This window comes from Kitasatospora sp. NPDC058046 (genome assembly GCF_042885595.1).
Lineage (GTDB): Bacteria > Actinomycetota > Actinomycetes > Streptomycetales > Streptomycetaceae > Kitasatospora.
Genome location: NZ_JBHVRS010000009.1, coordinates 250,780 through 274,990, shown reverse-complemented (window position 1 = coordinate 274,990; position 24,211 = coordinate 250,780). Strand labels below are relative to the sequence as shown.

20 protein-coding genes and 2 pseudogenes are annotated in these 24,211 nt (G+C 73.9%); 9 read left to right on the top strand and 13 right to left on the bottom strand.

Annotated features, from left to right (window positions below; all coding sequences use genetic code 11):
- Nucleotides 1-5 precede the first annotated feature (5 nt).
- The gene (locus tag ACFVU7_RS20765) at nt 6-698 is read left to right on the top strand and encodes a response regulator transcription factor (protein WP_304414272.1); all 693 of its coding nucleotides are present in this window, start codon (nt 6-8) and stop codon (nt 696-698) included.
- Nucleotides 699-1,073: 375 nt separating this feature from the next.
- Here ACFVU7_RS20765 and ACFVU7_RS20760 read toward each other — a convergent pair whose 3' ends face one another.
- Nucleotides 1,074-2,738, bottom strand: coding sequence for a peptide-N4-asparagine amidase (locus ACFVU7_RS20760; protein ID WP_388046363.1), 1,665 nt, complete (start codon nt 2,736-2,738; stop codon nt 1,074-1,076).
- A gap of 212 nt (nt 2,739-2,950) precedes the next feature.
- On the bottom strand, nt 2,951-3,853 hold the full coding sequence (locus ACFVU7_RS20755; protein WP_049655825.1) for a LysR family transcriptional regulator: 903 nt from the start codon (nt 3,851-3,853) through the stop codon (nt 2,951-2,953).
- Nucleotides 3,854-3,991: 138 nt separating this feature from the next.
- Here ACFVU7_RS20755 and ACFVU7_RS20750 point away from each other — a divergent pair, with 138 nt between their 5' ends.
- Nucleotides 3,992-4,993, top strand: coding sequence for a pseudouridine-5'-phosphate glycosidase (locus ACFVU7_RS20750; RefSeq protein WP_388046361.1), 1,002 nt, complete (start codon nt 3,992-3,994; stop codon nt 4,991-4,993).
- Nucleotides 4,994-4,996: 3 nt separating this feature from the next.
- Nucleotides 4,997-5,875, top strand: coding sequence for a carbohydrate kinase family protein (locus ACFVU7_RS20745; protein WP_388046360.1), 879 nt, complete (start codon nt 4,997-4,999; stop codon nt 5,873-5,875).
- Nucleotides 5,876-5,927: 52 nt separating this feature from the next.
- Here ACFVU7_RS20745 and polX read toward each other — a convergent pair whose 3' ends face one another.
- Both polX and ACFVU7_RS20735 read right to left on the bottom strand, forming a co-directional pair.
- Nucleotides 5,928-7,658 (bottom strand): DNA polymerase/3'-5' exonuclease PolX, encoded by a 1,731-nt coding sequence (gene polX / locus ACFVU7_RS20740; protein ID WP_388046358.1) that lies wholly within the window; start codon nt 7,656-7,658, stop codon nt 5,928-5,930.
- A gap of 58 nt (nt 7,659-7,716) precedes the next feature.
- Nucleotides 7,717-8,430 (bottom strand): sensor histidine kinase, encoded by a 714-nt coding sequence (locus tag ACFVU7_RS20735; RefSeq protein ID WP_388046356.1) that lies wholly within the window; start codon nt 8,428-8,430, stop codon nt 7,717-7,719.
- Nucleotides 8,431-8,722: 292 nt separating this feature from the next.
- Between ACFVU7_RS20735 and ACFVU7_RS20730 the strand changes: the two genes are divergently transcribed.
- Together ACFVU7_RS20730 and ACFVU7_RS20725 are read left to right on the top strand one after the other, a co-directional pair.
- A complete protein-coding gene (locus ACFVU7_RS20730) occupies nt 8,723-9,346 on the top strand; it encodes a transcriptional regulator (protein ID WP_074004491.1) in 624 nt (207 codons plus the stop codon).
- Nucleotides 9,343-10,788 carry an MFS transporter gene (locus tag ACFVU7_RS20725; protein ID WP_388046354.1) on the top strand — a complete coding sequence of 482 codons (1,446 nt, stop codon included), beginning with the start codon at nt 9,343-9,345 and terminating at the stop codon, nt 10,786-10,788. The genes ACFVU7_RS20730 and ACFVU7_RS20725 overlap by 4 nt, the downstream gene beginning before the upstream one ends.
- Before the next feature lie 19 nt (nt 10,789-10,807).
- Here ACFVU7_RS20725 and ACFVU7_RS20720 read toward each other — a convergent pair whose 3' ends face one another.
- The gene (locus ACFVU7_RS20720; protein WP_388046352.1) at nt 10,808-11,479 is read right to left on the bottom strand and encodes a DUF6629 family protein; all 672 of its coding nucleotides are present in this window, start codon (nt 11,477-11,479) and stop codon (nt 10,808-10,810) included.
- Between the two features lie 6 nt (nt 11,480-11,485).
- Nucleotides 11,486-12,496 carry a DMT family transporter gene (locus ACFVU7_RS20715; protein WP_388046351.1) on the bottom strand — a complete coding sequence of 337 codons (1,011 nt, stop codon included), beginning with the start codon at nt 12,494-12,496 and terminating at the stop codon, nt 11,486-11,488.
- 268 nt (nt 12,497-12,764) lie between these two features.
- On the opposite strand from ACFVU7_RS20715, the gene ACFVU7_RS20710 reads away from it, so the two are divergent.
- Nucleotides 12,765-13,028 carry a dsRBD fold-containing protein gene (locus ACFVU7_RS20710; RefSeq protein ID WP_049655929.1) on the top strand — a complete coding sequence of 88 codons (264 nt, stop codon included), beginning with the start codon at nt 12,765-12,767 and terminating at the stop codon, nt 13,026-13,028.
- 164 nt (nt 13,029-13,192) lie between these two features.
- Here the strand turns inward: ACFVU7_RS20710 and ACFVU7_RS20705 are convergent, their stop codons facing one another.
- Both ACFVU7_RS20705 and ACFVU7_RS20700 read right to left on the bottom strand, forming a co-directional pair.
- Nucleotides 13,193-13,966: a hypothetical protein gene (locus tag ACFVU7_RS20705; RefSeq protein ID WP_147409312.1), complete on the bottom strand. Its 774-nt coding sequence runs from the start codon at nt 13,964-13,966 to the stop codon at nt 13,193-13,195.
- A 913-nt stretch (nt 13,967-14,879) separates the two neighbouring features.
- A pseudogene (locus ACFVU7_RS20700) lies at nt 14,880-15,602 on the bottom strand (transposase); the annotation flags it as partial.
- A gap of 222 nt (nt 15,603-15,824) precedes the next feature.
- On the opposite strand from ACFVU7_RS20700, the gene ACFVU7_RS20695 reads away from it, so the two are divergent.
- Nucleotides 15,825-16,544: a DinB family protein gene (locus ACFVU7_RS20695; RefSeq protein WP_388046349.1), complete on the top strand. Its 720-nt coding sequence runs from the start codon at nt 15,825-15,827 to the stop codon at nt 16,542-16,544.
- A 521-nt stretch (nt 16,545-17,065) separates the two neighbouring features.
- On the opposite strand, the pseudogene ACFVU7_RS20690 reads toward ACFVU7_RS20695, so the two are convergent.
- Nucleotides 17,066-17,457 (bottom strand): annotated as a pseudogene (locus tag ACFVU7_RS20690) (transposase); the annotation flags it as partial.
- 495 nt (nt 17,458-17,952) lie between these two features.
- The gene (locus tag ACFVU7_RS20685; protein WP_388046347.1) at nt 17,953-18,834 is read right to left on the bottom strand and encodes an alpha/beta fold hydrolase; all 882 of its coding nucleotides are present in this window, start codon (nt 18,832-18,834) and stop codon (nt 17,953-17,955) included.
- Between the two features lie 186 nt (nt 18,835-19,020).
- On the opposite strand from ACFVU7_RS20685, the gene ACFVU7_RS20680 reads away from it, so the two are divergent.
- Nucleotides 19,021-19,455 carry a MarR family transcriptional regulator gene (locus ACFVU7_RS20680; RefSeq protein ID WP_380741585.1) on the top strand — a complete coding sequence of 145 codons (435 nt, stop codon included), beginning with the start codon at nt 19,021-19,023 and terminating at the stop codon, nt 19,453-19,455.
- A gap of 20 nt (nt 19,456-19,475) precedes the next feature.
- Here the strand turns inward: ACFVU7_RS20680 and ACFVU7_RS20675 are convergent, their stop codons facing one another.
- Complete coding sequence (locus ACFVU7_RS20675) at nt 19,476-20,402, bottom strand: AEC family transporter (protein ID WP_049659344.1); 927 nt, start codon at nt 20,400-20,402, stop codon at nt 19,476-19,478.
- Nucleotides 20,403-20,671: 269 nt separating this feature from the next.
- On the opposite strand from ACFVU7_RS20675, the gene ACFVU7_RS20670 reads away from it, so the two are divergent.
- Nucleotides 20,672-21,130: an HD domain-containing protein gene (locus ACFVU7_RS20670; protein ID WP_049659345.1), complete on the top strand. Its 459-nt coding sequence runs from the start codon at nt 20,672-20,674 to the stop codon at nt 21,128-21,130.
- Nucleotides 21,131-21,379: 249 nt separating this feature from the next.
- Here ACFVU7_RS20670 and ACFVU7_RS20665 read toward each other — a convergent pair whose 3' ends face one another.
- Together ACFVU7_RS20665 and ACFVU7_RS20660 are read right to left on the bottom strand one after the other, a co-directional pair.
- Nucleotides 21,380-21,754 (bottom strand): transglycosylase SLT domain-containing protein, encoded by a 375-nt coding sequence (locus tag ACFVU7_RS20665; protein ID WP_241853055.1) that lies wholly within the window; start codon nt 21,752-21,754, stop codon nt 21,380-21,382.
- 556 nt (nt 21,755-22,310) lie between these two features.
- Nucleotides 22,311-23,828 carry a carboxyl transferase domain-containing protein gene (locus ACFVU7_RS20660; protein WP_388046345.1) on the bottom strand — a complete coding sequence of 506 codons (1,518 nt, stop codon included), beginning with the start codon at nt 23,826-23,828 and terminating at the stop codon, nt 22,311-22,313.
- Nucleotides 23,829-24,211 lie beyond the last annotated feature (383 nt).

The window sequence follows — 24,211 nt, the reverse complement described above, 5'->3', positions numbered from 1 at the left end:
TGGGCGTGACGAGGACGAACGGCGACGGCCCGCGGGTGATCCGCACCCTGATCGCGGACGACCAGGAGGCCGTACGGCGCGGTGTGCGGCGGATCCTGACGGCCCAGCCGGACATCGAGGTGGTGGGCGAGGCGGCGGACGGGCTCGCCGCACTGGAGCTGGCGGCCGAACTGCGGCCGGACGTCGCGCTGGTGGACATCCGGATGCCGCGGATGGACGGACTGGAGCTGACCCGGCGGCTGGCCGGGCCGGGGGTGGCGGAGCCGGTGCGGGTCGTGGTGCTGACCACCTTCGACCTGGACGAGTACGTGTACCCGGCCCTGCGGCACGGGGCGTCCGGTTTCCTGCTGAAGCGTTCCGGCCCGTCGCTGCTGGCCGAGGCGGTGCGGGCGGCGGCGGACGGGGAGAGCCTGATCAGCCCGTCGGTCACCGTCCGGCTGCTGCGGCACGTGACGGCTCCGCGCCGCCCGGAGCGGCGGCGGCCCGCGCTTGTGGTGCCGCTGACCGAGCGGGAGGTGGAGATCGCCGGGCACGTCGCGGCGGGCCGCACCAACGCGGACATCGCCGCGGAGCTGTTCATCTCGCCGGGGACGGTGAAGACCCACGTCGCCAGCATCCAGCGCAAGCTCGGGGTGGCGAACCGGGTCGGGATCGCGGTGCACGCCTGGGAGATGGGCTGGGCGGCGCAGGAGCGGTAGCGGCGGTGCCGCGGAGACGGGTGCGCGCCCACGGGGCCGAGGGGATGCTCCGTGGACGCGCGGAACCTACGAGGTGGGGGTGGCCTCCGGACGTGACGTCCTCCGGCCGGTAGTTCGATCGTCGACCGAGGTAGTCATCCAGCGTCGGACCCTGATCCGTCTCGATCCGTCGCCACTGCCTCCTGCGGTCGAACTCCTTCAGCTACCTCGCAGGTCCATCTCCCATCATGCGCCTCCTGCGGGCTGTGCACCAGGGGTGAACGGTATGAATCCAACCAATTTTCGCAACTCGGGCAATCCGGGGTGGATCGGCTGACGGGGCTGGCGGGCGACGGGGCTGCCGGGCACTGGGACTGCCGGGCGACGAGACCTCCGTCAGGGGCGCGGCCAGCCGTCCACGAAGGTCAGCGTCCGCTGGTACGGCCCGTCGGGCCCGGTGCTGCGGTACTCCTCCGTGCTGCCGCCGGTCCGGACGGTGCGGTCCCCGTCGTGCCGCCGGGCGGTGGGGCGCAGGGTGTGGTCGACGGTGGAGCGCTCGGTGACGTGGCCGCCGGTCGCCGCGGTGGCCTCGCGGTGGTAGCCGAGCTCCATGGCGGTGGTCTGGTCGGTGTTCCCGGCCGCGTCGCGGCTCACCCGGTAGCTGACGTCCAGCGGTTCGCCCTCGTGCACGGTGGTGGTGCGGTGCGGGCCGCCACCCCAGGTCGCGGTGGTGCGGGTGAGGTCGGTGCCGTTGTGCAGCGTCACGTCGTTGCCGCCGTCGCGCAGCCGCTGGGCGGAGCGGAACGCGAGCTCGTCGCGGACCTCGGTGGTGATCCGGCCGTGCGAGGTCTGCACCCAGCCCCGGGCGAGGTCGTCGCGGGCGGCGGTGACCGTCCAGTCGCCGCTGCCGCCGCCGTGGTCGGCGAGGTCGGTGGCGACGGTGGCCTCCGGGGCGACCCGGTGGTCGGTGAGCTGTCCGGTGGTGCGGGCGGCGCCGTGGTCGGTCTCGGCGAAGAGGTTGACCTGGCCGGTCCAGACGTCGTTGCTCTGCGCCTCGGCGGTGTTCACGGTGACGCCCACGCTGTGCGGCCGGCCGTCCAGCAGCAGTCCGACGTACGGGGTGAGGTCGAGCCGGTAGGCGGGCAGGTCGAAGGCGAAGACGCCGGGCACGGGCCGCCAGAGCAATGGGTCCCAGCCGCCGGTGTAGATCACCGGGTACGGCCAGACCGCGCCGGCCACCCGGCCGTCCACGGTGAGCCGCAGTTCGCGGAACGGGCCCTTGCCGCAGATGCCGCTGCCGGGGTTGGCGGCGGCGAAGGCGTCCGGTGCGGAGGCGTAGGCGAACTCCTCGCAGGCGCCGCCGCCCCGGGCGTAGACCTCGGCGGTGAGGCGTTCGAGGTTCTGCGGGAAGACGAGGTCGCGCCCGGCGGCGGGGGCGGCCTGGGTGAGCCCGAACGGGCCGGTGGTGAGCAGCCGGTCGGCGGAGCGGGCGGCCGGCCAGTGCGCGTCCGCGGTGTAGAAGGTCAGCTTCGCGCTGATCGTGAAGACGCCGGTGTAGGTGGCGTCGGTGACGTTGGCGAGGTCGAAGGAGAACTCCTGCGGGCCGCCCGCGAAGAGCGGGGCGTAGCGGGTGACGTCGTGCTCGACGTTCCAGGCGATGCCGTCCTTGGACGGCTCCGGGGTGGAGGAGAGCAGCACCTGGACGCCGCCGACGCGGACGCTGAAGATCCGGTCGAACTGCCGTCCGGCGACCTGCCCGTGGAGGTCCATGACCACCGCGGACCAGGGGCCGGCGCAGTCGGCGGGCGGGGTGAGGGTGGCGTTGTACGGGGTGTCCGGCGGGTTGCCGTACCCGTTGCGGAACTCGCGCTCGTGCATCACCTCGACGGTGCAGGAGCGGGTGTCGGGGCGGGTGAGCGGCTTGGTGGCGGTGACCGGGTCGTGGTAGTCGGTGCCGAAGTCGGCGTGGGCCGGGGCGGCGGCGGTGAGGGTGCCGGCCAGGGTGAGGACGGCGGCGCCGATCAGACCGGCGGTGCGGCGGAGCAACGGGCGCAGGGCCAAGGCGGGTTCCCGGGGTCGGGCGGCCCGCGGGCGGGTGCCGCGGGCCGGTCGGATGGTCCGGGAATCCTTCCGGGGGTGGCATGCCAGCGTCAAGGATTCGCGCCGACCGGATCCGGGCCGGCGGGTGGGTCGGGTCGGGTCGGTCAGGGAGTGGGTCGGGTCGCGCCGGTCAGGGAGTGGGTCGGGTCGGGCCGGTCACGGAGTGCGTCGGGTCAGCGGTCCTCCAACTCCGCGGCCTCCTGCCGGATCAGGTCCCGCAGCGAGGCCAGCCGGGGCCGCCGGTCGTCCGTCCGCCACTGCATCTCCAGCGGCAGCGCGGCCCGCCCCTCCAGTCGTACGGTGGCCACGTCCTCGGTGAGGTGGCCGGTCATCGAGCCGGGCACCAGCGAGAAGGCGCGGTTGCGGGCGAGCAGGTAGAGCCGGGAGCCGACGATCCGGGGCGGGCTGACCAGCACCGGCGGGTCCACGCCGTGCTCCGCGCAGAGGCCGAGCACGTGGTCGTAGTAGCGGGGGTGCTGCTCGCGCGGCCACAACAGCAGGGGCAGGTCGCGCAGTTCGGCCAGGCGCAGGCTGCTCCGGCGGGCCAGTGGGTGGTCCCGGCCGAGCGCGACCAGCACCGGTTCGTCGGCGATCCGCTCCAGCCGGTAGCCGTCCACCTCGTCCAGGAAGCGGCCGAGCCCGATGTCGGCCAGCTCGGCGGCCAGGGTGGCGGAGACCTGCCCGGTGTCCACGGCCAGTTCGGCGGTGTCGAGCGCGGGCAGCTCCTGCTCGGCCCGGCTGACCACGGCGGGCAGCAGGCGGTTCACCACGCTCGGCGAGGCGACGATCCGGGCGGTGCCCAGCCGGGACTCCTCGTGCAGCCGCACCCGGGTCAGCAGCGTCTCGGCCTGCCGGAGCAGCAGAGTGCTCTCGGCGGCCATCACCTCGCCGGCCTCGGTCAGCGCGACCGAGCGGCGGCTGCGGTCGAACAGCTCGACGCCGACGGTCCGCTCCAGCCGGGCGACCTCCTGACTGACCGTCGGCTGCGAGATGTGCAGCCGTTCGGCGGCCCGCCCGAAGTGCAGCGTCTCGGCGACGGTCAGGAAGACCTGGAGCTGGCGCAAGGTGAAACCCATGGGTGGCAGGGTAGACGAACCAATAGGTGATGGCCTATCAGAAACCTCAGTACTCATTCTGGATTCCGATGTGAACCGTCCATACGCTGAGCAGCACGTTGCCCCACCGCAGCGGCAGCCTCACAGAGAGTTCGCATCATGACCGGACTTCTTCCCCCCGCCGCTCCCGCCGTCCAGGTCTCCGAGGAGGTCGCCCGGGCGCTCGCCGACGGCCGGCCGGTGGTCGCCCTGGAGTCGACCATCTTCACCCACGGCCTGCCGCGGCCGCGCAACCTGGCCGTCGCGCTGGAGGCGGAGCGGCAGCTGCGGGCGGCGGGCGTCGTGCCCGCCACGATCGGGGTGCACGCCGGGGTGCCCACGGTCGGGCTGAGCACCGGACAGATCACCGAACTGTCCGCCGCCGACGGCCTGGACAAGGTGAGCCTGCGCGACCTCCCGGTGGTCGCCGCGCTCGGCCGGCACGGCGGCACCACCGTCGCCGCCACCGCCTTCCTCGCCCACCGCGCCGGCATCCGGGTCTTCTCCACCGGCGGCCTCGGCGGCGTGCACTTCGGCGCCTCGGAGAGCTTCGACGAGTCGGCCGACCTGACCGCCCTGGCCGCCACCCCGGTCACCGTGGTCAGCGCGGGCGTGAAGTCCATCCTCGACATCCGGGCCACCCTGGAACGCTTCGAGACGTACAACATCCCGGTCATCGGCTACCGCACCCGCAGGTACCCCGGCTTCTACGTCACCGACTCCGGCCACGAGATCAACTTCAGCGTGGAGTCGCCCGAGCAGGCCGCCGGGGTGATCGAGGCCCGCGACCGGCTCGGCCTGCCGCAGGCCGTCCTGATCGCCAACCCGGTCGACCCGGCCAAGCAGCTGCCGCCGGAGGAACTGGACGGCATCCTGGCCCGCGCCTGGGCCGAGGCCGAGCGGCGGGGCGTCACCGGGAACGCCGCCACGCCGTTCCTGCTCGACTTCATCCAGCGGGACACCGGCGGGCGCAGCCTGGACGTCAACGTCGAGGTGTACCGGGGCAACGTCCGGCTCGGCGGGGAGATCGCGACGGCGCTGGCCGGTGGTGCCTCCGGTGCCTCCGGCGCTGCTTCGGCGGGTGCTGCGGCCTCGGCGGGCGCCGTCGAGACCGGGGCCTGAGCCGTGCTGGGGGTGCTCGGGGACCTCGTCGAGGACATCGTGGTCTGGGCCGACGGCCCGCTGCGGCACGGCACCGACTCCGGCGCCCGGGTCTTCCGGCGGCGCGGCGGCAGCGCGGCCAACGTCGCCTGCTTCGCCGCCGGGCAGTACCCGGCCCGCTTCCTCGGCTGCGTCGGCGAGGACGCGGTCGGGGACGGCGTCGTCGCCGAACTGACCGGCCACGGCGTCGACGTACGGGTCTCCCGGCGCGGCCGGACCGGCAGCGTCGTGGTGCTGATCGACCAGGGCGGCGAGCGGACCATGCTGCCCGACCGGGGCGCCGCCACGCTGCTGGAGCGGGTCCCGGACGCCTGGCTGGCCGGACTGACCCACCTGTACGTGCCGGCCTACTCCTTCGACGGCGAGCCGGTCGGCGGTACGGCGGTGGACGCGCTCGCCCGGGTCCGGCGGGCGGGCGGCACCACCTCGGTGGACGCCTCCTCGACCGGCATGCTGGAGCGCTTCGGCCGGGAGCGCTTCCTGGTCCTGCTGGCCGGGCTGGCGCCGACCTTCGTGTTCGCCAACCGCTCCGAGTCGGCGTTCCTCGGACTGCTGGTCGGCGGCCTGCCGGGGCCGGAGCGGGCCCGGCTGGCGGCCACCACGGTGGTCACCAAGGCGGGCGCCGAGGCGACCGCCGTCGACGTCCCGGGCGAGCCGCTGGTCATGGTGCCGGTGCCGCCGGTGGCGGAGGTGCGCGACCTCACCGGGGCCGGGGACGCCTTCGCGGCGGGGTTCCTGGCCGGCTTCCTGGACACCGGGGACCTCGGGCGCGCGGCCGGCCTCGGGCACCGCAGCGCGGCCCGGGTGCTGGCCTCGCCCGGGGCCTCCTTCGGCGGGGAGTGACGGTTCGGCGGGTGCCCTTCGGCGGGCCCGTCGGCGGCGGGCCTGCCCGGGGTTACCTGGGCACCGCGTCCTTGCGGAGGAAGTGCTTCAGCTTCTGCCAGGTCCAGGTGTTGACCACGTCCTCGGCGGTGAGCCAGCCGCGCTGCGCCGTGCCGATGCCGTAGCGCGGGTAGCCGAGCTGGCCGGTGGCGTGCGCGTCGCTGTCGATCGCGAACCGGACGCCGTGCCGCCTCGCCCGCAGGACGTCCTCGTCGCGCAGGTCGAGCCGCTGCGGGGAGCTGTTGATCTCGATCGCGGTGCCGGTGCGCGCGGCGGCCTCGAACACGGCGTCCAGGTCGACGTCGATCGGTCCGCGCCGGCCGATCCGGCGGGTGGTGAGGTGTCCGATGACGTGCACGTACGGGTTCTCGCAGGCGCGGATCAGCCGACGGGTCTGGGCGGCCCGGTCCAGGGCGAAGTGCGAGTGCACGGAGGCCACGCAGACGTCGAAGCCGGCCAGGAACTCCGGTGGCCAGTCCACCCCGCCGTCCGGGCCGATGTTCAGCTCGGTGCCGTGCAGCAGGCGCAACTTCTTGTGCCGGTCGGCGAGTTGCCGCAGCTGCTCGCGCTGGGCGAGCATCTTCTCGTCCGTCATCCGCTGCATCACCAGGTCCGGGGCGTGGTCGGTGACGGCGAAGTAGGAGTAGCCGCGGGCGGCGGCGGTGTCGACCATCTCCTCCAGGGTGGCGAGCCCGTCGGTCAGGTCGGTGTGGGTGTGCAGGTCGCCGCGCAGGTCGGACTCCTGGACCAGATCCGGGAGTCCGCCCTCCAGCGCGGCCTCGATCTCGCCCCGGTCCTCGCGCAGCGGCGGCGGGATCCACGGCAGGCCGAGCGCCGCGTACACCTCCTCCTCGGTCTCCGAGACCACCTTGGCGCCGCCGTCCACCTCGAACAGCCCGTACTCGGAGAGCTTCAGCCCGGCCCGGACGGCCATCGTGCGCAGCCGGATATTGTGCGCCTTCGAGCCGGTGAAGTAGACCAGCGCAGCTCCCCAGTCCTCCTCCGGGAGGACCCGCAGGTCCACCTGTACGCCCTGGGTGGTACGGACCGAGGTCTTGGTGCCGCCGCTGCCGATCACCTCGGCGACGTAGGGGAGTTCGGTGAGCGCGGCCATCAGCGGGGCGGAGTCCGCCGCGGTCGCGAGCACGTCGATGTCGCCCACCGTCTCGCGCATCCGGCGCAGCGAGCCCGCGTACGCGCAGCGGGTGCAGCCGGGGACGGCGGAGAGCGCGGCGACCAGCTGCTCGGCCAGCTCGGTGGCGGTGTCCAGCAGGGTGCGGCCGCCGGACTGCCGCATCAGCTCGATGCCGTGCAGGATCCGCTCGCCGCTGCGCTCGCCGAAGCCGGGCAGGTCGGCGAGCCGCTCGGCCCGGGCGGCCGCGGCGAGTTCGTCCACCGAGGCGATCCCGAGGTCGCGGTAGAGGGCCAGGGCGCGCTTGGGCCCGACCCCGGGGACGGCCGTCATCTCCCGTACGCCGGACGGGACCTCGGCGCGCAGCGCTTCCAGGGCGGGGATGGTTCCGGTGGCGAGGTACCCGGCGATCTTCTCGGCGGTGGACCTGCCGACGCCGGGGATCTGCTGCAGGCCCTTGACGTCCAGGCCGGCCAGGTCCTCGGGGTGGCCGCCGACCGCGCGGGCGGCCTTCTCGTAGGCGCGGGCCCGGAAGGCGTCCCCGCCGGTGATGTTGATCAGGTCGGCGTACTCCTGGAGCAGCTCCCTGACCTGGTCGTTGAGCCGGGGCATGGGGCAAGTCTAGGGTCGGTGGGGCGGGGGCGCCGGGTGTACTTCCTCGTGTACTCCGTCAGTCGTACGCGACGGTCAGCAGCAGGACCATGGTCAGCCCGCCGCCGGGGGTGGGCTCCACCGCGAGCCGGCCGCCCGCGGCCACCACCAGGCGGTGCAGGGCGGGCCCGACCGGGCCGTCCGCCCGCACGCCCGCGATCAGCCGCTCGCGCGCCTCGGGCGGCTCGTAGGCGCCCCGGTCGGAGACCCGGACCTCCACCCGGGCGCGGGTCGCCGCCGTCCGTCCGGGCGCCCGCAGCGCGGACGCGCCGCCCGCCACGTCGGCCCGGACCAGCACCCGGCCGCCCAGCGGGCTGCGCCGGATCGCGTGGTCGACCAGCCCGGCGAGGACGGCCTCCAGCCGGCGGGCGTCCCCGGCCACCACCGGGAGCCCGGGGGCCACCCGGACCGTGACGGCCGCCGCCCGCCCGCCGCCGCGCACCACCCGGCGGACCACGTCGGCCACCTGGACGTGCCGGGCCATCGGTTCGCAGCCGGCCTGCCGGCCGGTCCACCGCAGCCGCTCCAGCTCGGTGCGGTCGAGCGCCCTGGGCGCGGCCATCGCGCCGGGCGAGTACGGGCCGGGGCCCTCCTCGGCCCCGGCCGGCGCCGCCGCGCCCACGCGCCCGGACCCGCCCCGGCGCCCGGTGCCGACCGCGCCGACGGTGCCGCCGAGCGCGCCGAGCGCCTTGGCTCCCGACGCGACGTAGCCCCAGAGCCTCCCGCGTGCCATCGCCCTGCCCCTCGTGCTCCCCGGCGGCCGTCATCGAATCCGCGGCCGACCGGGGTGGGCCGGCTTCCGGGCCCTTCCTGCCAGCGTGCGCCTCGGCCGCCCGGGTGACAATCCCGCTCCGGGTCGCGGTCCGCTCCGGGGCCCCCGCCGAGCGGCCGGCCGGGCACCCGCCGACCGGCGGGGCCCGGAGGCGTGGCCTACTGCGGATCGAGTAACCGCAAGGACTTCTTCGCAAAAGATCTTTCGCAAAAAACCCTTTGCAAAGAACTCTTTGGGGTTCTAGTCTCCTGCCATGACCGAAGAACGCGGCTGGAAGCACAGCGACGACCCGCACATCGCCATCACCGCCAAGAACATGCGGGCGATGGCGCACCCCGTGCGGATGCAGTTGGTCGGGCTCCTGCGCAAGCACGGCCCGTCCACGGCGACGAGGCTCGCCGAGCAGCTGGGGCTCAACTCCGGAGCCACCAGCTACCACCTGCGCCAGCTCGCCGCCGCGGGCTTCGTCGAGGAGGACGAGGAGCGCGGCAACGCCCGCGAGCGGTGGTGGCGTTCGGCCCACCCGCTCACCGTCTGGACGGTGGACGACATGGCGGACGACGAGCTCGACACGGCCGCCGGCTTCCTGCGGTCCGTCCTGGCCGCGCACACCCAGACCGCCCAGCGCACGCTGGACGCCTTCGAGACCATGCCGCGCGAGTGGCGCCGGGTGACGGACCTCAGTGACCGGGTCCTGCAGCTCACGCCCGCCGAGGCCGAGCGGTTGTCCGGCGAGCTGTTCGAGGTGGTCCGGCGCTACCGGCAGATCGACCACGGCGGGCCCGCGCCGGAGGGCACCGAGCAGGTGGCCGTCGTCGTCCACCTCCTGCCGGACGCGACCGCCACCGCCACCGCAAGCGAGGGGGAGACCGCATGACCACCGGAACCGCCGCCACCGCTGCTACCGCCACCGACGCGCCGGGGCGCAGCTTCCGCCCGCTGGCCGGGGTGCTGACGGCCATGGCCGTCTCCGTGACGGGCACGCGCGTCTCGGCCATCGCCCTGCCCTGGTTCGTCCTGGCCACCACCGGCAGCGCCACCATGACGGGCCTCGTCGCGTTCGCCGAGATGGCGCCGTACGTGGCGGTCAAGGCGCTGACGGGCCCGTTAGTCGACCGGCTCGGGCCGCGCGTGGTGTCCTGGACGACGGACGCGGTCAGCGCCGTCGCGGCCGGGCTGGTCCCGCTGCTGCACGCGCAGGGGCTGCTTCCGTTCTGGGTGCTGCTGGTGATGGTCGCGGTGATCGGGGCGATGCGCGGCCCGGGGGACTTGGCCAAGTCCGTCATGGTCCCGGAGGCGGCCGACCACGCCCGGGTGCCGATGGAGCGCGCCACCGGGCTGTCGGGCGTCACCGAGCGGCTGGCCTCCACCATCGGGCCGGCGGTCGGCGGCGGGCTGGTCGCCCTGATGGGCCCGCTGGCCGGGCTGGCGATCAACGCGGTCACCTTCGCGCTCGGGTCGCTGATCATCGCGGTCGCGCTCCCGCGCGGCATGGGGCGCCCGGCGGTGCCCACCACGGCCGCGGATCCGGCCGCCGATCCGGCCCTCGACCCGGCCGTTGACGCGTCCGGGGAGGAGCAGCCCGCAGGTTACTGGCGGATGTTCCGCGAGGGCTTCACGTTCCTGCGCTCGGAGCCGCTGTTGCTCACCGTGATCGTGATGATCGGCATCACCAACCTGATCGATGCCGGGTTCATCACCGTCCTCGTCCCGGTCTGGGCGCGGGAGTCCGGAAACGGACCGGCCGCCATCGGCCTGCTGGCCGCCTCCATGGGTGCCACCGCGGTCGTCGGCAGCCTGATAGCGGCGGCCGTCGCCTCCCGGCTGCCCCGTCGGACGGTCTTCTTCACCGGCTTCCTGCTGTGCGGCGCACCGCGCTTCCTGGTGCTCGCCCTCGGCGCGCCGATGTGGCTGGTGATCACGGTCTTCGCGATCGGCGGCTTCGGCTCCGGCTTCCTCAACCCGATCCTCGGCGCGGTGCTCTTCGAGCGGGTGCCCCGCCACCTGCTGGGCCGCGTCCACGCCCTCGGCGACTCCCTCGCCTGGGCCGGCATCCCGCTCGGCGGCCTGGTCGCCGGTGCGGCGGTCGCCACGGTCGGCCTCATACCCAGCCTGATCGCGGCCGGCGCCCTGTACTTCGCGACCACCACGCTGGCCGGGCTGCGCCCCGAGTGGCGGGAGATGGACCGCCTCCGTGGCCGCTCGGGCCGAGCGGACAGCGTGGCCGACGCGAGCGGTGTGGTCGGCACGGGCGACGCGGGCGACGCGGGCGACGCGGGCGACGCGGCCGTCGAGCCGGAACCGGCGCGCAGCGCGTAAGCCGCCCCCCCGGGCGTGGCTAGCGGGCCCGATCGGTGACCGGGCCGGGCTCATCCGCCGGGCGGTGGCCCGCCCAGTGGAGCAGCAACAGGCTGGCCAGGGCGGCGAGGGCGCACCAGGTGGAGACGAAGGCGAGGTGCCAGAGCAGGGCGCAGACGACGGCGCCCGCACCGGTGACGAGACCGAGACGGCGGAGCAGCCGGTCGCCGCTCACCAGGAGGGAGCCGACGGTGGCGAGGAGGTAACCGGCCAGCAGGAGGGCCGGGTACGGGATGCCGACCGCGTAGCCGAGGGTGTGGCCGTGCACGGCGGCCGTCACCGGATGGGAGCCGACGGCCACGGCCAGCGGGACGGCGACCGCCGCGCCGAGCAGGGTGAGCGCGGCGAGCACCCGTCGGCGCGGTCCGACGGCGGCGCACCACACGGCGGCCGGGACCAGGACGGGCAGCAGCGGCAGGGCGACCACCGCCCAGGCGGTGCGGGCCGCTCCGGCGAGGCCGTCCGGCAGCCCGCCGTCCGTACCGAGCCAGACCAGCGCCTCGATCAGCTGGTGCACGCCCAGCACCAGGGGGAGCGCGGCGAGTGGCAAACGCTCGGGCCGGCCGGCCCGACGGGCACGGACCACACACGCCACGCCCGTGACCGCGACCAGCCCACCGGCCACGGCGTCCGCCTGCGCGCTCCAGCACATCGCGGCCTAGCCGGTGCTCCCGGGGCGGTCGTCCCCCTCGGGTCCCTGCCCCGCTCCGTCCTCGGCCTTGTCCTCCGGTTCGTCCCCGGCTTCGTCCCCGGGTTCTTGCCCGGCTTCGTCCCCGGGTTCGTCCTCCGGTGGTGCCCCGATGCTCTCCAGGGTGTCGCGTGCGGTCCCGGGCATCGCCGGATGGCGGCCGATCACGATCACCCCGATCACGATCGCCAACAGCCCGACCGACTGCCACGCCAACGCCCCCGGGGTCACCCGCAACCGGTCACCGAGGAAACCCACCGCGCACGCGATCCCGGCCAGCGGCTGGGCGGCGGTCAGCGCCGGCAGGGACATCCGCAGCGGCGCGGCCTCGAAGGCGCTCTGCACCAGCAGCAGCCCGACCACCCCCGCCACCACCACCGCGTACGGCTGCCAGCTGCGCAGCACCGCGGCCAGGCCCTCGTGGTCGAGGCGCTGGGTGGTGGTCCGGGTCAGCGCGTCCTGGAGGCCGTAGAGCAGCCCGGCGGCGAGCGCCAGCAAGGTCGCCTCCTCGAACAGCGGCAGCCGACGGGCCAGCGAGACCAGCAGCACCACCAGCCCGACCACGGTGCCCACCACCAGCCAGTGCCGCAGCTCCCCGGCGGGCGGCCCCCCGCCGGTCGGCCGCCCGGCCACGATGAAGGCCGTCACCCCGAGGGCCAGCAGCGCCACCCCGGCCCAGCCGGAACGGCCCAGGGTCTGACGGGTCAGCACCCGGGCCAGCGCCATCGCGAAGATCAGATTGGTGGCCAGCAGCGGCTCGACCAGCGACACCTCGCCCTGGTTGAGCGCGAACGCCGAGAGGATCAGCCCGCTGACCATGAACCCGGTGCCGAGCAGCCACTGCGGCATCCGCATCAGGTCCAGCAGCAGCCGCCAGCGCAGCAGATCGGAGCGCGGGGCTTGCTGAGCCGCGTGCTGCTGGAGGACGAAGCCGAGCCCCAGACAGCAGGCCGCGCTGAGAGCGAGGAGGAAGACCGCCACGGAGGGACCACCAGGTTGTCGCTGCCCGCGCCGCGCCGACGAGTCCGAGAGGTGGGTCGGGCGTCGCGGCCGCTCCCGTCAGCCTACCGCCGGGCCGGTGCCCGGGCCGATCGCACGACACGCCCGCGACGGGGCGGGCCACCAGGCCCTCCGGCAGCGCTTGCCGCCATCGGCAGGGCAGGCGCACGCTGGTGTGAGCGGCCGCCACGGGTCACCGTCCGTGCCGGTCCGGACAGGCGCGACGGGGGCCGCCGCCAGGAGGTGTGGCATGCACAACCAGTGGGACGTGGAGCTGAGGTTCGAGGAAGACGGCGTGCACACGGCGTGTGACGCCAGGCTGACCGGCGCCAGGGCGCCCGGCCTGAGCGCGCACGGCGAGTCCGTGAAGAGCGCGGACGACCGTCCGCTCGCCAGGATCGGCGAGGAGGTCGCGGCCTCCCGCGCCCTGGAGGAACTGTCCCGCAAGCTGCGGGCCCAGGCGACCGGGGAGATCGACGACGAAGGGCACCGCCCGGGCTACCTGATCTACTGAGCCCACCGGCCGCCCCGCCCCTCCCGGTCCGCAGCGGCTCCGGGCAGCCCGGCGGCCGCCCGATCGACGTGGACGGCGCCCACGGAGGCGCGTTCCAGCGAAGGTACGCCATGACCTCGGAGGGAGGAGGGCCATCATCGGACCGGCCTGTCCGGTCGTCGGCCCTACCGGCGCCACCACGGGGCGCGGAGGACGTCGTCCGGGTCGGTGGCGCAGTTGGTGCCGCTGACCACCTCGTGGGCGGGAACGTCCCAGCCGACGACGCCCGGAGCCTGACGGTCCAGCTCGACCAGCCGGGCGCGCTGCGGGCCGGCGCCGGTGTCGACGTCGCACATCAACACGCTCGTCCAGGACCGGCCGTCGAGGGCGGCGACGACCGAGAGCACCGGAAGCACCACCAGGGAGAGCAGCAGCGCCGCGACCCGGACCGCCTCGACGGCCCGGGGCCCGAAGGCCACGGCGGTGCGCCCGGTGCGCCGGCCGGTGTCGGCCGAGCGCGCGCCCGTCCGGTACTCGGCCACCACGCCGAGCCGCAACAGGTAGCCCAGGACGCCCGCCGCCACACCCCACCACAGCCCGTTGAACGCCCCGACCACCACCCCGAGCGCCCCCGGCAGGATCGCCGCCCGGGCCGCCGTCTCCGCCAGGGCCCGCCCCTGGCGCCGGGCGGCCCCGCCGTGAGCGGCCCGGTAGGCGTAGCCGATGTAGGAGAGCACCGCCGCCAGCACGACCGCCAGCACCGGCTCGGCGAAGAACATCCCGATGACGACGTCCACCCAGTTCGCCGGCCCCATGGCCAGCAGCGCGTCCCGGGCCGCGTCCCCACCCCCGAGCGTCCACGCCAGCTTCAGCACCGGAATGGCGAACACCACCGCCGGCGCCATCACATGAGCCGCACTCACCTGTGCCGCGCCGCCGCCCCGCGTCCCTTCGGTCATCCGGCAACGCTACGCACGCCCCCCGCACCCCCACACCTCCGACACCCACCCCTGCACCTCGTGGCCTAACCCTCCACCAGCGGCGCCGGCCAGCTGTATCCGGTCCCTGCTCCCGGCCCCCTTCCGGAACGGGGTCCCACATCCTGCCGCCTGGCCGACTTCCTGCGCCGTTACTCAGGTTGATCCTTGACCAACGGGATGGGGGCGTGCTCACCGGGGCGCTGATCGCTGTGGCCCGGTTCGGTCGCGTTCGATCAGCGTGGCGGGGAGCTTGACGGTTCTGCCCACGTCGCAGGGGGTGGCCTTCGTCCGGTTCGGGATGCCGGGTGGCCGGCCGGGGCCGGGCGTGCTGGGTTTGGGCGCACGGGCCGGACTGGGCAGGTGGGGGTCGGATGTTCCGGAACCCCCGGCGGACGCGGGTCGGCGTCAGCGCGACGCCGGGGCGGCTGGTCTTCTCCCAAGGGCGGCGCTGGTCGGCGGCGAGTGGGGCGGCGAGGCGGAGCTGGGTGCGGGCGACGATCACGAGCCAGGTCCAGCGGTCCGCGGCCTCCGGGGAGCGGAGCCTGGGTCGGGCCCAGCCGAGGGTCTGCTTGAACAGGCGGCAGGTGTGCTCCGGGTCGAATCTGCGCAGGTAGCTCGACCAGATGAAGTCGACGTCATCGGCGGTGGCGCCCGTCTTGGAGGACCACAGCCAGACCGGTGGCGCGTCGCGGTCGCCGGGCAAGTGGTCGACCTTCAGCCGGATCAGGGTGCTCTCGACCAGCGGGAGTTCGCCGTCGTCGCCGATCCAGGCGGAGCGGTGGGTGAGGTAGGGGTGGACCGGTCCCACGCCGTCGTCTCGGCCTTGCCGTAGCGCGGGGTGTCGTTCCTGGTGGTCAGCGTGGGTTCGGGCCAGGCGGCGGGGTCGGCGAGTGGGAAGCGGGGCCCGCGCTTCGGGGGCCCCGCCCTTCGGGTCGTAGACGTAGGCGGGCTTCGCCAGTCGCAGGACGCGGTCCGAGCGCAGGCGGCCGACGACCTCGACGGGCAGGTCCCGCAGCACGTACGCGAGGCGCATCGGGTCGTAGCCCGCGTCCATCACGATCACGATGTCCGGGTCGCCGTCGCGCCACTGACCCGCAGCGACCAGGCGCCGGACCACCTGCCGCAGCTGGGCGGCGGTCACCAGCGCAGCATCGTCGGTCGGGCCGAGGCGGACCACGTCCAGGACCTGCGTCCACGAGGTCCGGTCCGGGGTGAGCGCGGTGACGAACGAGTAGGGCCAGCCCGGCACCACGTGGTTGGACGCCTGGCCAGCGCGGCCGTGGACCAGGCAGAACAGCCGCTCGGGCGAGCAGGCGGCGTCGGAGCGCAGCCACGGCGAGACGTCCACGGTGAGCACGATCCGGCCCGCGAAGCGGGGCAGTGGCAGCTCGGCCAGCAGGTCCCGCAGCAGCTCGGTGTCCAGACGGCCGTGGTCGAGCGCGCCGTACAGGGAGCCGTAGTCGCGGCGTTGCTCGGCGGTCAGTGACAGCTCCACCGGCGTACGGGTGGGCGCATCCGAGCACAGCAGCGTGTCGGTCGGCTCAAAGAACGCGTCCGCCCGCGCGGACAGGCTGGCGTAGTAGTCCTCCCGGAAGAGTGACAGTTCCACGAACATGTCTCGCCGGGTGGCAAGTCGGAGCACATTCATCGGCACGGCCCCGTCGTCGATTCCTCGATCTCCTCGCAGAGTCAGGATCACGACCGGGCCGTCCCCATGTCCGCCGATCACCCGAACGAGTGAGCCATCGACGAGCACAATCAGGGCCCGATGCCAAGGAACAAGCTAAGTCAAACCGGGGAGGCCGGCTTGTCGGTGCTCGGACCTAGTATGCGGATCATGACGCGATATATCGACGAGGATCTGCACAGTGCGGAGTTCCGCGAGTGCGATCTGACCGGGGCGCGCCTGATCGGCGTCGTCATGCAGGATGCCGTGATCGACGGGCACGTCACCAACCTCGTAGTGAACGGTGTCGAGGTCACCGAGTACGTCGAGGCAGAGCTCGACCGACGTCATCCGGTGCGGGTGCTGATCCGCTCCGAGGACCCTGACGATCTGCGCGAGGCATCGCGTCAGCTCCATGCCGTCTGGGCCGCCACGATCGAGCGAATCCGCCGTACGCCCGGCATCGAGCGCCGCAGCGTGAACGACGAGTGGTCGGCGGTGCAGACGCTGCGCCACCTGGTCTTCGTCCACGACTCGTGGTTCCGCCGCTGCTGCCTGGGCTCGACGGAGCTGTTCACGCCGATGGGCATTGGGCCGACCGTCGAGCCCTACCGTGGAGCGCACGGGCTTGACCTCTCGCTCGATCCGGCCCTCGACGAGGTCGTGAGCGTGCGTGACGCGCAGGCCGCCGAGCTTGAGGCCTGGCTCGATGAGGTCACCGCCGTGCAGCTCGCAGCGCGAGCGCCGGTGCCCGACGACGATGTCTGGCCGCCGTACGCCAGGGGCCGCTTGGTGCGGCAGTGCCTCGGCACGGTGCTCAAGGAGACCTTCGAGCACCACACCTTCTGCGTTCGCGACCTCGACCTGATCGAGGCACAGGACGCCGAGTAGGGCCGACTACAGACAACGTGCACCCAAGCCGACCCGCCCGGGCCCAGGCCGGCCGGCGTCCCGAACCGGACCAAGCCCCCCCGCTGCGACGTGGGCAAGACCGTCAAACGCCCCGCCACGCTGATCGAACGCGACCGAACCGGACCGGTCCGCTCACACCCGCCCCGCTAGCGAAACCGAGCCGCACCATAAGGAACAGGCTCAGGTTGAACCCGCCTCGCCGCAGAGGCTGAGAGCCGTCGATCCGCGGGTACGCCCTCGTCGTGCGATACGTGCGCGGCGTCGGTCCACCATCCAGGAGTAGGAACTCCTAACGAAATGATCTTCGATGGTCGGTTCCAGTCGCTGGGGTGCCATCGGGCAGCATGGGGGCGATGAACTCGGATGAGCCGGTGCCTCGGGAGTTGAAGGTCCTCGATACGACCTCGCTGGTCAGGCTGGAGGAGCGGGCATGCGAGCTCGGCCTCAACCAGCGGTTGAACCCGGCATGGGTGCAGGCGAATGCGGCGCCCGATGGAACCCAGGCTCAGGAAGGCCTCGTGGATGTCATCGCGGATCTCCCAGCGGATGCGCAGGCGTCGGAACCAGTGCAGGTGGGCGAAGGCGCCTTCCACGACCCAGTGTTGAGCGCCGAGTCCGGCGCCGTGCTCGGTGCCTCAGCGGATGATGAGCGGCTTCACGCCGAGGTTCCAGACCAGGCGGCGGTACTTGTCGTGGTCGTAGCCGCGGTCGCCGAGCACGGCGTCGGGCCGGCGCCGGAGCCGGCCGCGCTTGCCGCGAACGGACGGCAGTGCCTGAAGCAGTGGAATGAGCTGGGTGACGTCATTGCGGTTCCCGCCGGTCAGGGGGCGGCGAGCGGGATACCGTTGGCGTCGGTGATCAGGTGGTGCTTACTGCCCGGCCGCAGTCGCTCGCTTCCCGGGCTGAGTGAGTGGCAATTTGCTTAAGTGGAGCGGGAGATGGAGCGATGTCCGCTCCCGTCGACGGGTCTCGATCGTCACCCTGATCTGCTGCAAACCCGGCGAACAGTCCCGGTGGGACGACGGCCGGGGCAAGCGCAAGGCCTGCAAGAGCTCCGCCCGGACTGATCGCCTCCCTGTCCCGACCGGCCGCCTGTGAAGCGCCTGCTGCCCTGGCGAGCGAGTGCGCGAGGGCTTGTCGCGGAAGTGGATCTCGGCGGTGAAACGATCACGCTCCGTGGGACATGGAGATCTGACGAACAGTCAGTTGACGTGGTTTGAACCGTTGCTGCCGCAGGGCATCAAGCCGGGCCGACCGCAGGCGTGGACGCGGCGGAAACTGATAGGCGGCATGCGGTGGCGGATCCGGGCCGTGCCTCCTGATGCGACTGAGTGGGGGGACGTGAGAAGTCGGATGGGCCGACTTCTCATGCTGCGGGGGTACGTGGTCAGGGGTGGTGGGTGGGGGTGAGGAAGGTGGTGAGGTGGGGGTTGAGGTCGTGGGGGGCGGCCATGGGGAGGGTGTGGTGGGAGGTGGCCGGGATGATGGCGACTTCGGCTCGGGGGAGGGTGTGGTGGGCGGTGCGGGCGACGGCGTGGGGGTCGTGGGTGCGGCTGTGGGCGGCGAGGAGGGTAAGGACGGGGGTGGTGAGGGTGCGGAGGCGTTCGGGGGTGGGGCGGGGGCCGGTGACGACGGGGGAGGCGGGGAAGTCGGCGTAGCCGAGGGCGTAGAGCTCGCGCCAGGCGGGGTCGGGTCGGGGGGTGGTGCCGGCTTCCCAGTCGAGGTAGGCGCGGGCGCGGGCCGGGGTGCGGTGGGGGAGGAAGAGGGGGAGGGCGCGCAGCAGGTAGCCGGGGCGGAAGCCGGCGAAGCACTGGGTGGGGTCGAGCAGGGCGAGCCGGCCGACCCGGGTGGGGGCGTGCAGGGCGTACTCCAGGGCGATCCAGCCGCCGTACGAGTGGCCGCAGAGGTCGGCCTGTTGGACGCCGAGTCCGTCGAGGACGGCGTCCAGCCAGCCGAGCAGGCCGGGGACGCCGTCGAGGGCGGCGCCGTCGTGGACGCTGCGGCCCGGGTCGCCGATGAGGTCGACGGCGAGGACGCGGTGTCCTGCTTCGGCCAGGGCGCCGGCGTTGGCGAACCACAGGGTGGAGGTGGCGCCGCCGCCGTGGAGCAGGACGAGCGGGCGGCCGTCGGCGGGGCCGCAGGCGTTGATCCGGGTGGTGCCGTGGGCGGTGCGGACGGTGAGCGCTTCGACCGGGACGGGCCAGCGGGCGAGCAGGGCGTCGTAGGCGGCGAGGAAGGGGGCGAGGAAGGGGGCGGTGCGGGCGGACATGAGGGCCTCCGCGGGTGTGGTGTGATGGCGGCCGAGCCGGCTGGACCACTCGCCGGGCAAGTGTCGCGGTGAACGAGTATTACGCTGAACACGTATCGTGCTAAACAAGTATCTCGCTGAGCGAGAGAATAGTCGCACATGCCCTCCCCGAGGAAGGACGACAGGGTGTCCGAGGTTGCCGACCCGATGCGGCTGGTGCACCTGCTGCGTGGCCTGACGGTCGAACTCGACCTGTTCGGCGCCGAGTTCGCGGCCCGCAACGGTCTGCATCCGACCGATCTGCGGGCGCTGATCCACCTGCTGGACGCGGCCAGGGCGGGGGAGGTGGTCACCCCGGGCCGGCTCGGCGAGGCGCTGGGGCTGAACTCGGCGGGTACCACCGGCCTGGTGGACCGGCTGGAGCGGCTCGGGCTGATCCGGCGCGAGCGGGACCCGCGGGACCGGCGCCGGGTGCGGCTGCTGGTGGAGGAGCGGGCGATGGAGCTGGGGGAGGGCTTCTTCGGCGGGCTGATCGGCGATCTGGTCGCGGCGATGCGGCAGTTCGAGCCGGGGGAGCTGGACACGGCCCGGCGCTTCCTGACGGCGATGACCGGGGTGGTGGCGGCCGCCCGGGAGAACTGAGCGTCCAGGGAGGGCCGGGGCTACGCGGGGCCGAGGGTCCAGCTGATCACCGACAGCGTCGCCATCGACACCAGCGTCGACCAGAGCACCGCGTCCCGCGCGAGGGCGATGCCCTGCCGGTACTCGCGGGCGTAGGTGTACACGTTCTGGGCGGTGGGCAGCGCGGAGAACAGCACCACGGTGAGCAGTTGGTGCGCGGGCAGGTGGAGCAGCGGGCCAGCCACGGCGAGGGCCACCAGCGGCTGGACCAGGGTCTTGAGCGCGACGGTCAGCCCGACCTCGGTGCGGCGCGGACGGCCCTCCGCCGGCGGGCGGTTGTGCAGCGATATGCCGAGGGTGATCAGCGCGGTCGGGACGCCGGCGCCGCCGAGCAGTTCGCAGGAACGATTCAGCTCGGCGGGCAGGTGCACGCCGGTCGCCGAGGCAAGGGCGCCCAGGGCGGTGGCCAGCAGGATCGGGTTGCGGACGGGCAGGGTGAGCAGCGCCCGCCGCCCGGCCGCGCCGCCGTCCAGGACTGCCAGGACGGCGGGGGTGACCACCAGGATCTGGAACAGCACCACGGGCGCCACGAAGGAGGCGTCGCCGAGGACCTGCATGGTCACCGGGATGCCGAGGTTGGCCGAGTTGACGTAGCCGGAGGCCATCGCGCCGACGGCCAGTTCGCCGGGCTTGCGGTGGAACAGCAGCCGCCCGACGAGCAGACCGAGGCCGATCGTGACCACCGTGCCCGCCGTGAAGGCGAGCATCGAGGCGTTGGCGAAGCGGTCCAGCGGGGTGCGGGCGATCATCAGGAACAGCGCGGCCGGCATCGCCACGTGGAAGACGAACCGGTTGAGCACCGTCTCGGCCTGCGGCCCGAGCAGCCCGGTGCGGCCGACGACGTAGCCGACGCCGGTGAGCGCCCAGATCGGCGCGAAGGCGGACAGCAGGGGGTGCAGGGCTGGCATGGTTCCTCGGATCGCTCGGGCGGATCTGCCGGTGCGACGGGGGTCTCCCGTCGGGGGCGCCGACTCCCGAGCGCGGTGACCCCCCGAAGCCCATGAACCCCCGGGGCAGTAAACCAGTGGCCGTCGGCGAGGTGATCAACGGGTCTGTCGCGGGCACGCCAGCCGGGTCGGGCCATCGGCGGGATCGGCGGGCCAGGCACGAGGTCGACCGCTCGGAGCGACGCCGACCGCCCGGAGCGACGCCGACCGCCCGGGCCTACGATGAGCCGATGGAGGACCAGTACCTGAGCCTGTCCGAGGTGGAGGCGATCGCGCGCCGGGCCCACCGGGGGCAGGTGGACAAGAACGGCCACCCGTACGGCGAGCACATCGCGGCGGTCGCCCACGGGACGGCGGCGCGGGGCGGCAGCGCGGCGCAGGTCGCGGCGGGCTGGCTGCACGACACCGTCGAGGACGACCGGCTGAGCCGGGAGTGGCTGGCCGGGGCCGCGCTGCCGGAGGAGACCAAGGCGATCGTGGACGCGCTCACCCGGCGCCGGGACGAGCCGGTCGAGGAGTACACGGCTCGCATCCTGGCCACGCCGGGCGCGCTGCTGGTCAAGCGCGCGGACCTGGCGCACAACTCCGATCCGGCCCGCCTCGCCGTGCTGGACCCGGCGACCGCCGAGCGGCTGGCCGCCAAGTACGCGCGGATGCGCGAGCTGCTCGGACTCACCGGCGAGCTGTAGTCCACGAGCTGTAGTCCCCGAGCCGGGGCCCAAGGAGCCGGGCCCAAGGAGCCGGGGCCCGAGGAGCCGGAGCCTGAGCACCTGCGGAGCCCGCCGCCCACGGGCGCCGGGGAACCACAAGAGGGCCCGGACCACGCGGATCGCGCGGGTCCGGGCCCTCTCGGGCACCCCGGTGGTCCCTGTCCGACCCCCGGGGTGAGGGGGAGTGGTCAGGTGACGGTCGGAGGCTGGTGGGCCGATGGGGTCGGCTTAGTACCAGTGGTTGGCCTGCCAGAAGTTCCAGGCGGCGTTCGGGCTGCCGTAGCGGGTGTTCATGTAGTCCAGCGCCCACTTGATCTGGGTGGCCGGGTTGGTCTTCCAGTCCGAGCCCGCCGAGGCCATCTTGGAGCCCGGCAGCGCCTGGGCCAGGCCGTACGCGCCGGAGCTCGCGTTGGTCGCGGACACGTTCCAGCTCGACTCGTGGGCGATGATCTGGCTGAAGGACGCCAGCTGGTTGGCCGGGACGATCTGGGCGGCGATGGCCTGCGGGGAGGCGGTGGCGGCGTTCGCGGTGGCGGGCAGGACACCCGCGCCCAGGGCGGTCAGACCGGCGGCGCCGGCGAGGATCGCGGCGGAGGTGCGCATACGGAGCTTGAAAGCGGGCATAAAGAGCAGGACCTCAATCGGGTTGGGCCGGGTCACTCCCCGCCGCGGACCTCGGCCGGACAGGGGCCGTAACGGTCGCGGGGTCGTGACCCGGCAGCAAGCCGTTCACCGGCGGGACAGGTGCCGGTGCGGCTGACGACTGAGCCATTGTTGGCAGACGGCATCGGCCCCCGCCAAGACCCCCTCGGTACGACCCACGGTCGTACGGAAGGGGCCGCCGTGGATTCGAAGGGGCGGTCGCGCGGAGCGTGCGGAGCGGGGGTGAGCAGCGCGAACGCGGGGGGTGTCGGAGTGACGCGGGCGTTCCGGGGGTGTCTACTACCGCCCGTCGTGGGTGTTGATCACGTGTGAGCGCACTCACCGTGCGGGGCTCGGCGGGCGTCACTCGCCGGCCCGGTCGAAGCACGGTGGGTACAGACGATCAACCCCGCGCTGAGACCGGCGCCACACCCGAGCGGCGGGATCGGCGCCACACCCGACCGGCGGGATCGGCGCCACACCGCCGCGCCGAGCGGCAGGAGGTGGGAGGCGGGTCCTAACGGAGGTCGCCCAGCCGTCGGTGCCGGACGGCCCGGGCCGCGAGCCGGTCCGTTTCGGTGGTCGCCGACAGGGCGCCGAGCGCCGCGCCGACCGCCTGCCCGAGCCGGGCGCAGAAGGCCGCCGGCTCCTCGGCGGCGTCCGGCAGCTCCGGGACCACCTCGTCGACCAGCCCGACCTCGGCCAGCCGGTGCGCCCCGATCCCCTGGGCGCGGGCCAGCTCGGCGGCGTGCGCGCCGTCCCGGTGGACGATCGCCGAGGCTCCCTCCGGCGGCAGCGGCGCCAGCCAGGCGTGCTCGGCGGCGATCACCCGGTCCGCCGGGAGCAGTGCGAGCGCCCCGCCGCCCGAGCCCTGGCCGAGCAGCACGGCCAGGACGGGGGTGCGCAGCGCGAGCAGGGTGGTCAGGCAGTGGGCGATCTCCACCGCGATGCCGTCCAGCTCGGCCTGGGCGGACAGCTCGGCGCCGGCCGTGTCCACCACGGTGACCAGCGGCAGTCCGAGCTGCTCGGCCAGGCGGGCGGTGCGCCGTACGGCCCGCAGGTCGGCGGCGGTGAAGGGGCGCTCGTGCTCGGGGGTCTGCCGCTGCTGGCCGACGACCAGGACGGGCCGGCCGCCGAGCAGGGCCAGTGCCCGGACCAGTGCGCCGCCGCGCCCGCCGGGGGCGTCCAGCAGCACCAGCTCCTCGGCGGTGTGCCGCAGCAGCTCGCGGGTGCCCGGGCGGTCGGGGCGCCGGGTGCGGAGGACGGAGTCCCAGGCGTCGGGGTGCCCGTGAGTGCGGACGGGCGCGGGGGTCGGAGAGGCGGTGGGGTCTGTAGGAGGGGACGGCGGTGCGGCGGCGAGGACGGCGAGGGTGCGGCGGAGCAGCTCGCGCAGCTCCTGCGGCGGTACGACGGCGTCCACCAGTCCCTGGCCGGCGAGGGTCTCGGCCCGCTGGACGTCCGGCGGCAGTTCCACGCCGCGCAGCTCCTCGTACACGCGCGGGCCGAGGAAGCCGAGCCGGGCGCCGGGCTCGGCGAGGACCAGCTGTCCGAGCGTGCCCCAGGAGGCGAAGACCCCGCCCATGGTGGGGTTGCGCAGGTAGGTGAGGTAGGGGAGGCCGGCGGCGCGGTGCGCCTGGACGGCGGCGGTGATCCGCAGCATGCAGAGGAAGGCCGCCGACCCCTCCTGCATCCGCGTCCCGCCGGAGACGGGCAGGGCGAGCAGCGGCAGTCGCTCGGCGGTGGCGCGCTCGACGGCGCGGGTGATCCGCTCGGCGGTGGCGACGCCGATCGATCCGCCGAGGAAGCCGAACTCGGAGGCGATGAGGGCGACCGGCCGGCCGTCGATCGAGCCGACGCCGGTGAGGACGGCCTCGTCCAGGCCGGTGCGCTCGCGGGCGCGGTCGAGGGAGGCGCGGTAGTCGGGGTCGGGCCGGTCGACGACCGGTGGCTCGTCCCAGCCGCGGAAGCCGCCCGGATCGACCAGCAGGCCGATCAGCTGGTGGGCCGTCAGTGCCGTGCCCGAGCCCGTACCCATGCCCACCCCGTCAGAGTCGTTCCGGCGATCGTTCCGGTGATTGCTCCGGCGATCGTTCCGGCGGTTGTCCCGGCCCCGCCGTGATCCGTCCGGCTAGGCGGCACTCTATGCGGCACGGTCCGGTCGGGACAGCTCCGACATGAGTTCGATGGCGGTCGACCCTTGCGCCGGACGGGCGGTTCGTGGGCGTTTCGCGGACGGCTCCGGGGGAGGGGTGCGAGGCTCGGCGTACGGCTCAAGTCCTCGTAGGTAAAGGGTAGTTACTCGCTGGTTAATAGTTTTTCTGAGGGCTTCCGGAGCTGACGGTGTCTCGTCAGACTGGTGGACATGACTCGCACTCTACGCGCGTGGAAGACCCGCGCCGCCGCCGTCACCGCCGTCGC

What these genes read in the sequence shown, in the direction of transcription:
- ACFVU7_RS20755 (WP_049655825.1), bottom strand. Translation starts at nt 3,853, where the DNA reads ATGGGTTTCACCTTGCGCCAGCTCCAGGTCTTCCTGACCGTCGCCGAG.
- ACFVU7_RS20750 (WP_388046361.1), top strand. Translation starts at nt 3,992, where the DNA reads ATGACCGGACTTCTTCCCCCCGCCGCTCCCGCCGTCCAGGTCTCCGAG.
- polX (WP_388046358.1), bottom strand. Translation starts at nt 7,658, where the DNA reads ATGCCCCGGCTCAACGACCAGGTCAGGGAGCTGCTCCAGGAGTACGCC.
- ACFVU7_RS20735 (WP_388046356.1), bottom strand. Translation starts at nt 8,430, where the DNA reads ATGGCACGCGGGAGGCTCTGGGGCTACGTCGCGTCGGGAGCCAAGGCG.
- ACFVU7_RS20730 (WP_074004491.1), top strand. Translation starts at nt 8,723, where the DNA reads ATGACCGAAGAACGCGGCTGGAAGCACAGCGACGACCCGCACATCGCC.
- ACFVU7_RS20725 (WP_388046354.1), top strand. Translation starts at nt 9,343, where the DNA reads ATGACCACCGGAACCGCCGCCACCGCTGCTACCGCCACCGACGCGCCG.
- ACFVU7_RS20720 (WP_388046352.1), bottom strand. Translation starts at nt 11,479, where the DNA reads ATGTGCTGGAGCGCGCAGGCGGACGCCGTGGCCGGTGGGCTGGTCGCG.
- ACFVU7_RS20710 (WP_049655929.1), top strand. Translation starts at nt 12,765, where the DNA reads ATGCACAACCAGTGGGACGTGGAGCTGAGGTTCGAGGAAGACGGCGTG.
- ACFVU7_RS20705 (WP_147409312.1), bottom strand. Translation starts at nt 13,966, where the DNA reads ATGACCGAAGGGACGCGGGGCGGCGGCGCGGCACAGGTGAGTGCGGCT.
- ACFVU7_RS20695 (WP_388046349.1), top strand. Translation starts at nt 15,825, where the DNA reads ATGACGCGATATATCGACGAGGATCTGCACAGTGCGGAGTTCCGCGAG.
- ACFVU7_RS20685 (WP_388046347.1), bottom strand. Translation starts at nt 18,834, where the DNA reads ATGTCCGCCCGCACCGCCCCCTTCCTCGCCCCCTTCCTCGCCGCCTAC.
- ACFVU7_RS20680 (WP_380741585.1), top strand. Translation starts at nt 19,021, where the DNA reads ATGCGGCTGGTGCACCTGCTGCGTGGCCTGACGGTCGAACTCGACCTG.
- ACFVU7_RS20675 (WP_049659344.1), bottom strand. Translation starts at nt 20,402, where the DNA reads ATGCCAGCCCTGCACCCCCTGCTGTCCGCCTTCGCGCCGATCTGGGCG.
- ACFVU7_RS20670 (WP_049659345.1), top strand. Translation starts at nt 20,672, where the DNA reads ATGGAGGACCAGTACCTGAGCCTGTCCGAGGTGGAGGCGATCGCGCGC.
- ACFVU7_RS20665 (WP_241853055.1), bottom strand. Translation starts at nt 21,754, where the DNA reads ATGCGCACCTCCGCCGCGATCCTCGCCGGCGCCGCCGGTCTGACCGCC.
- ACFVU7_RS20660 (WP_388046345.1), bottom strand. Translation starts at nt 23,828, where the DNA reads ATGGGTACGGGCTCGGGCACGGCACTGACGGCCCACCAGCTGATCGGC.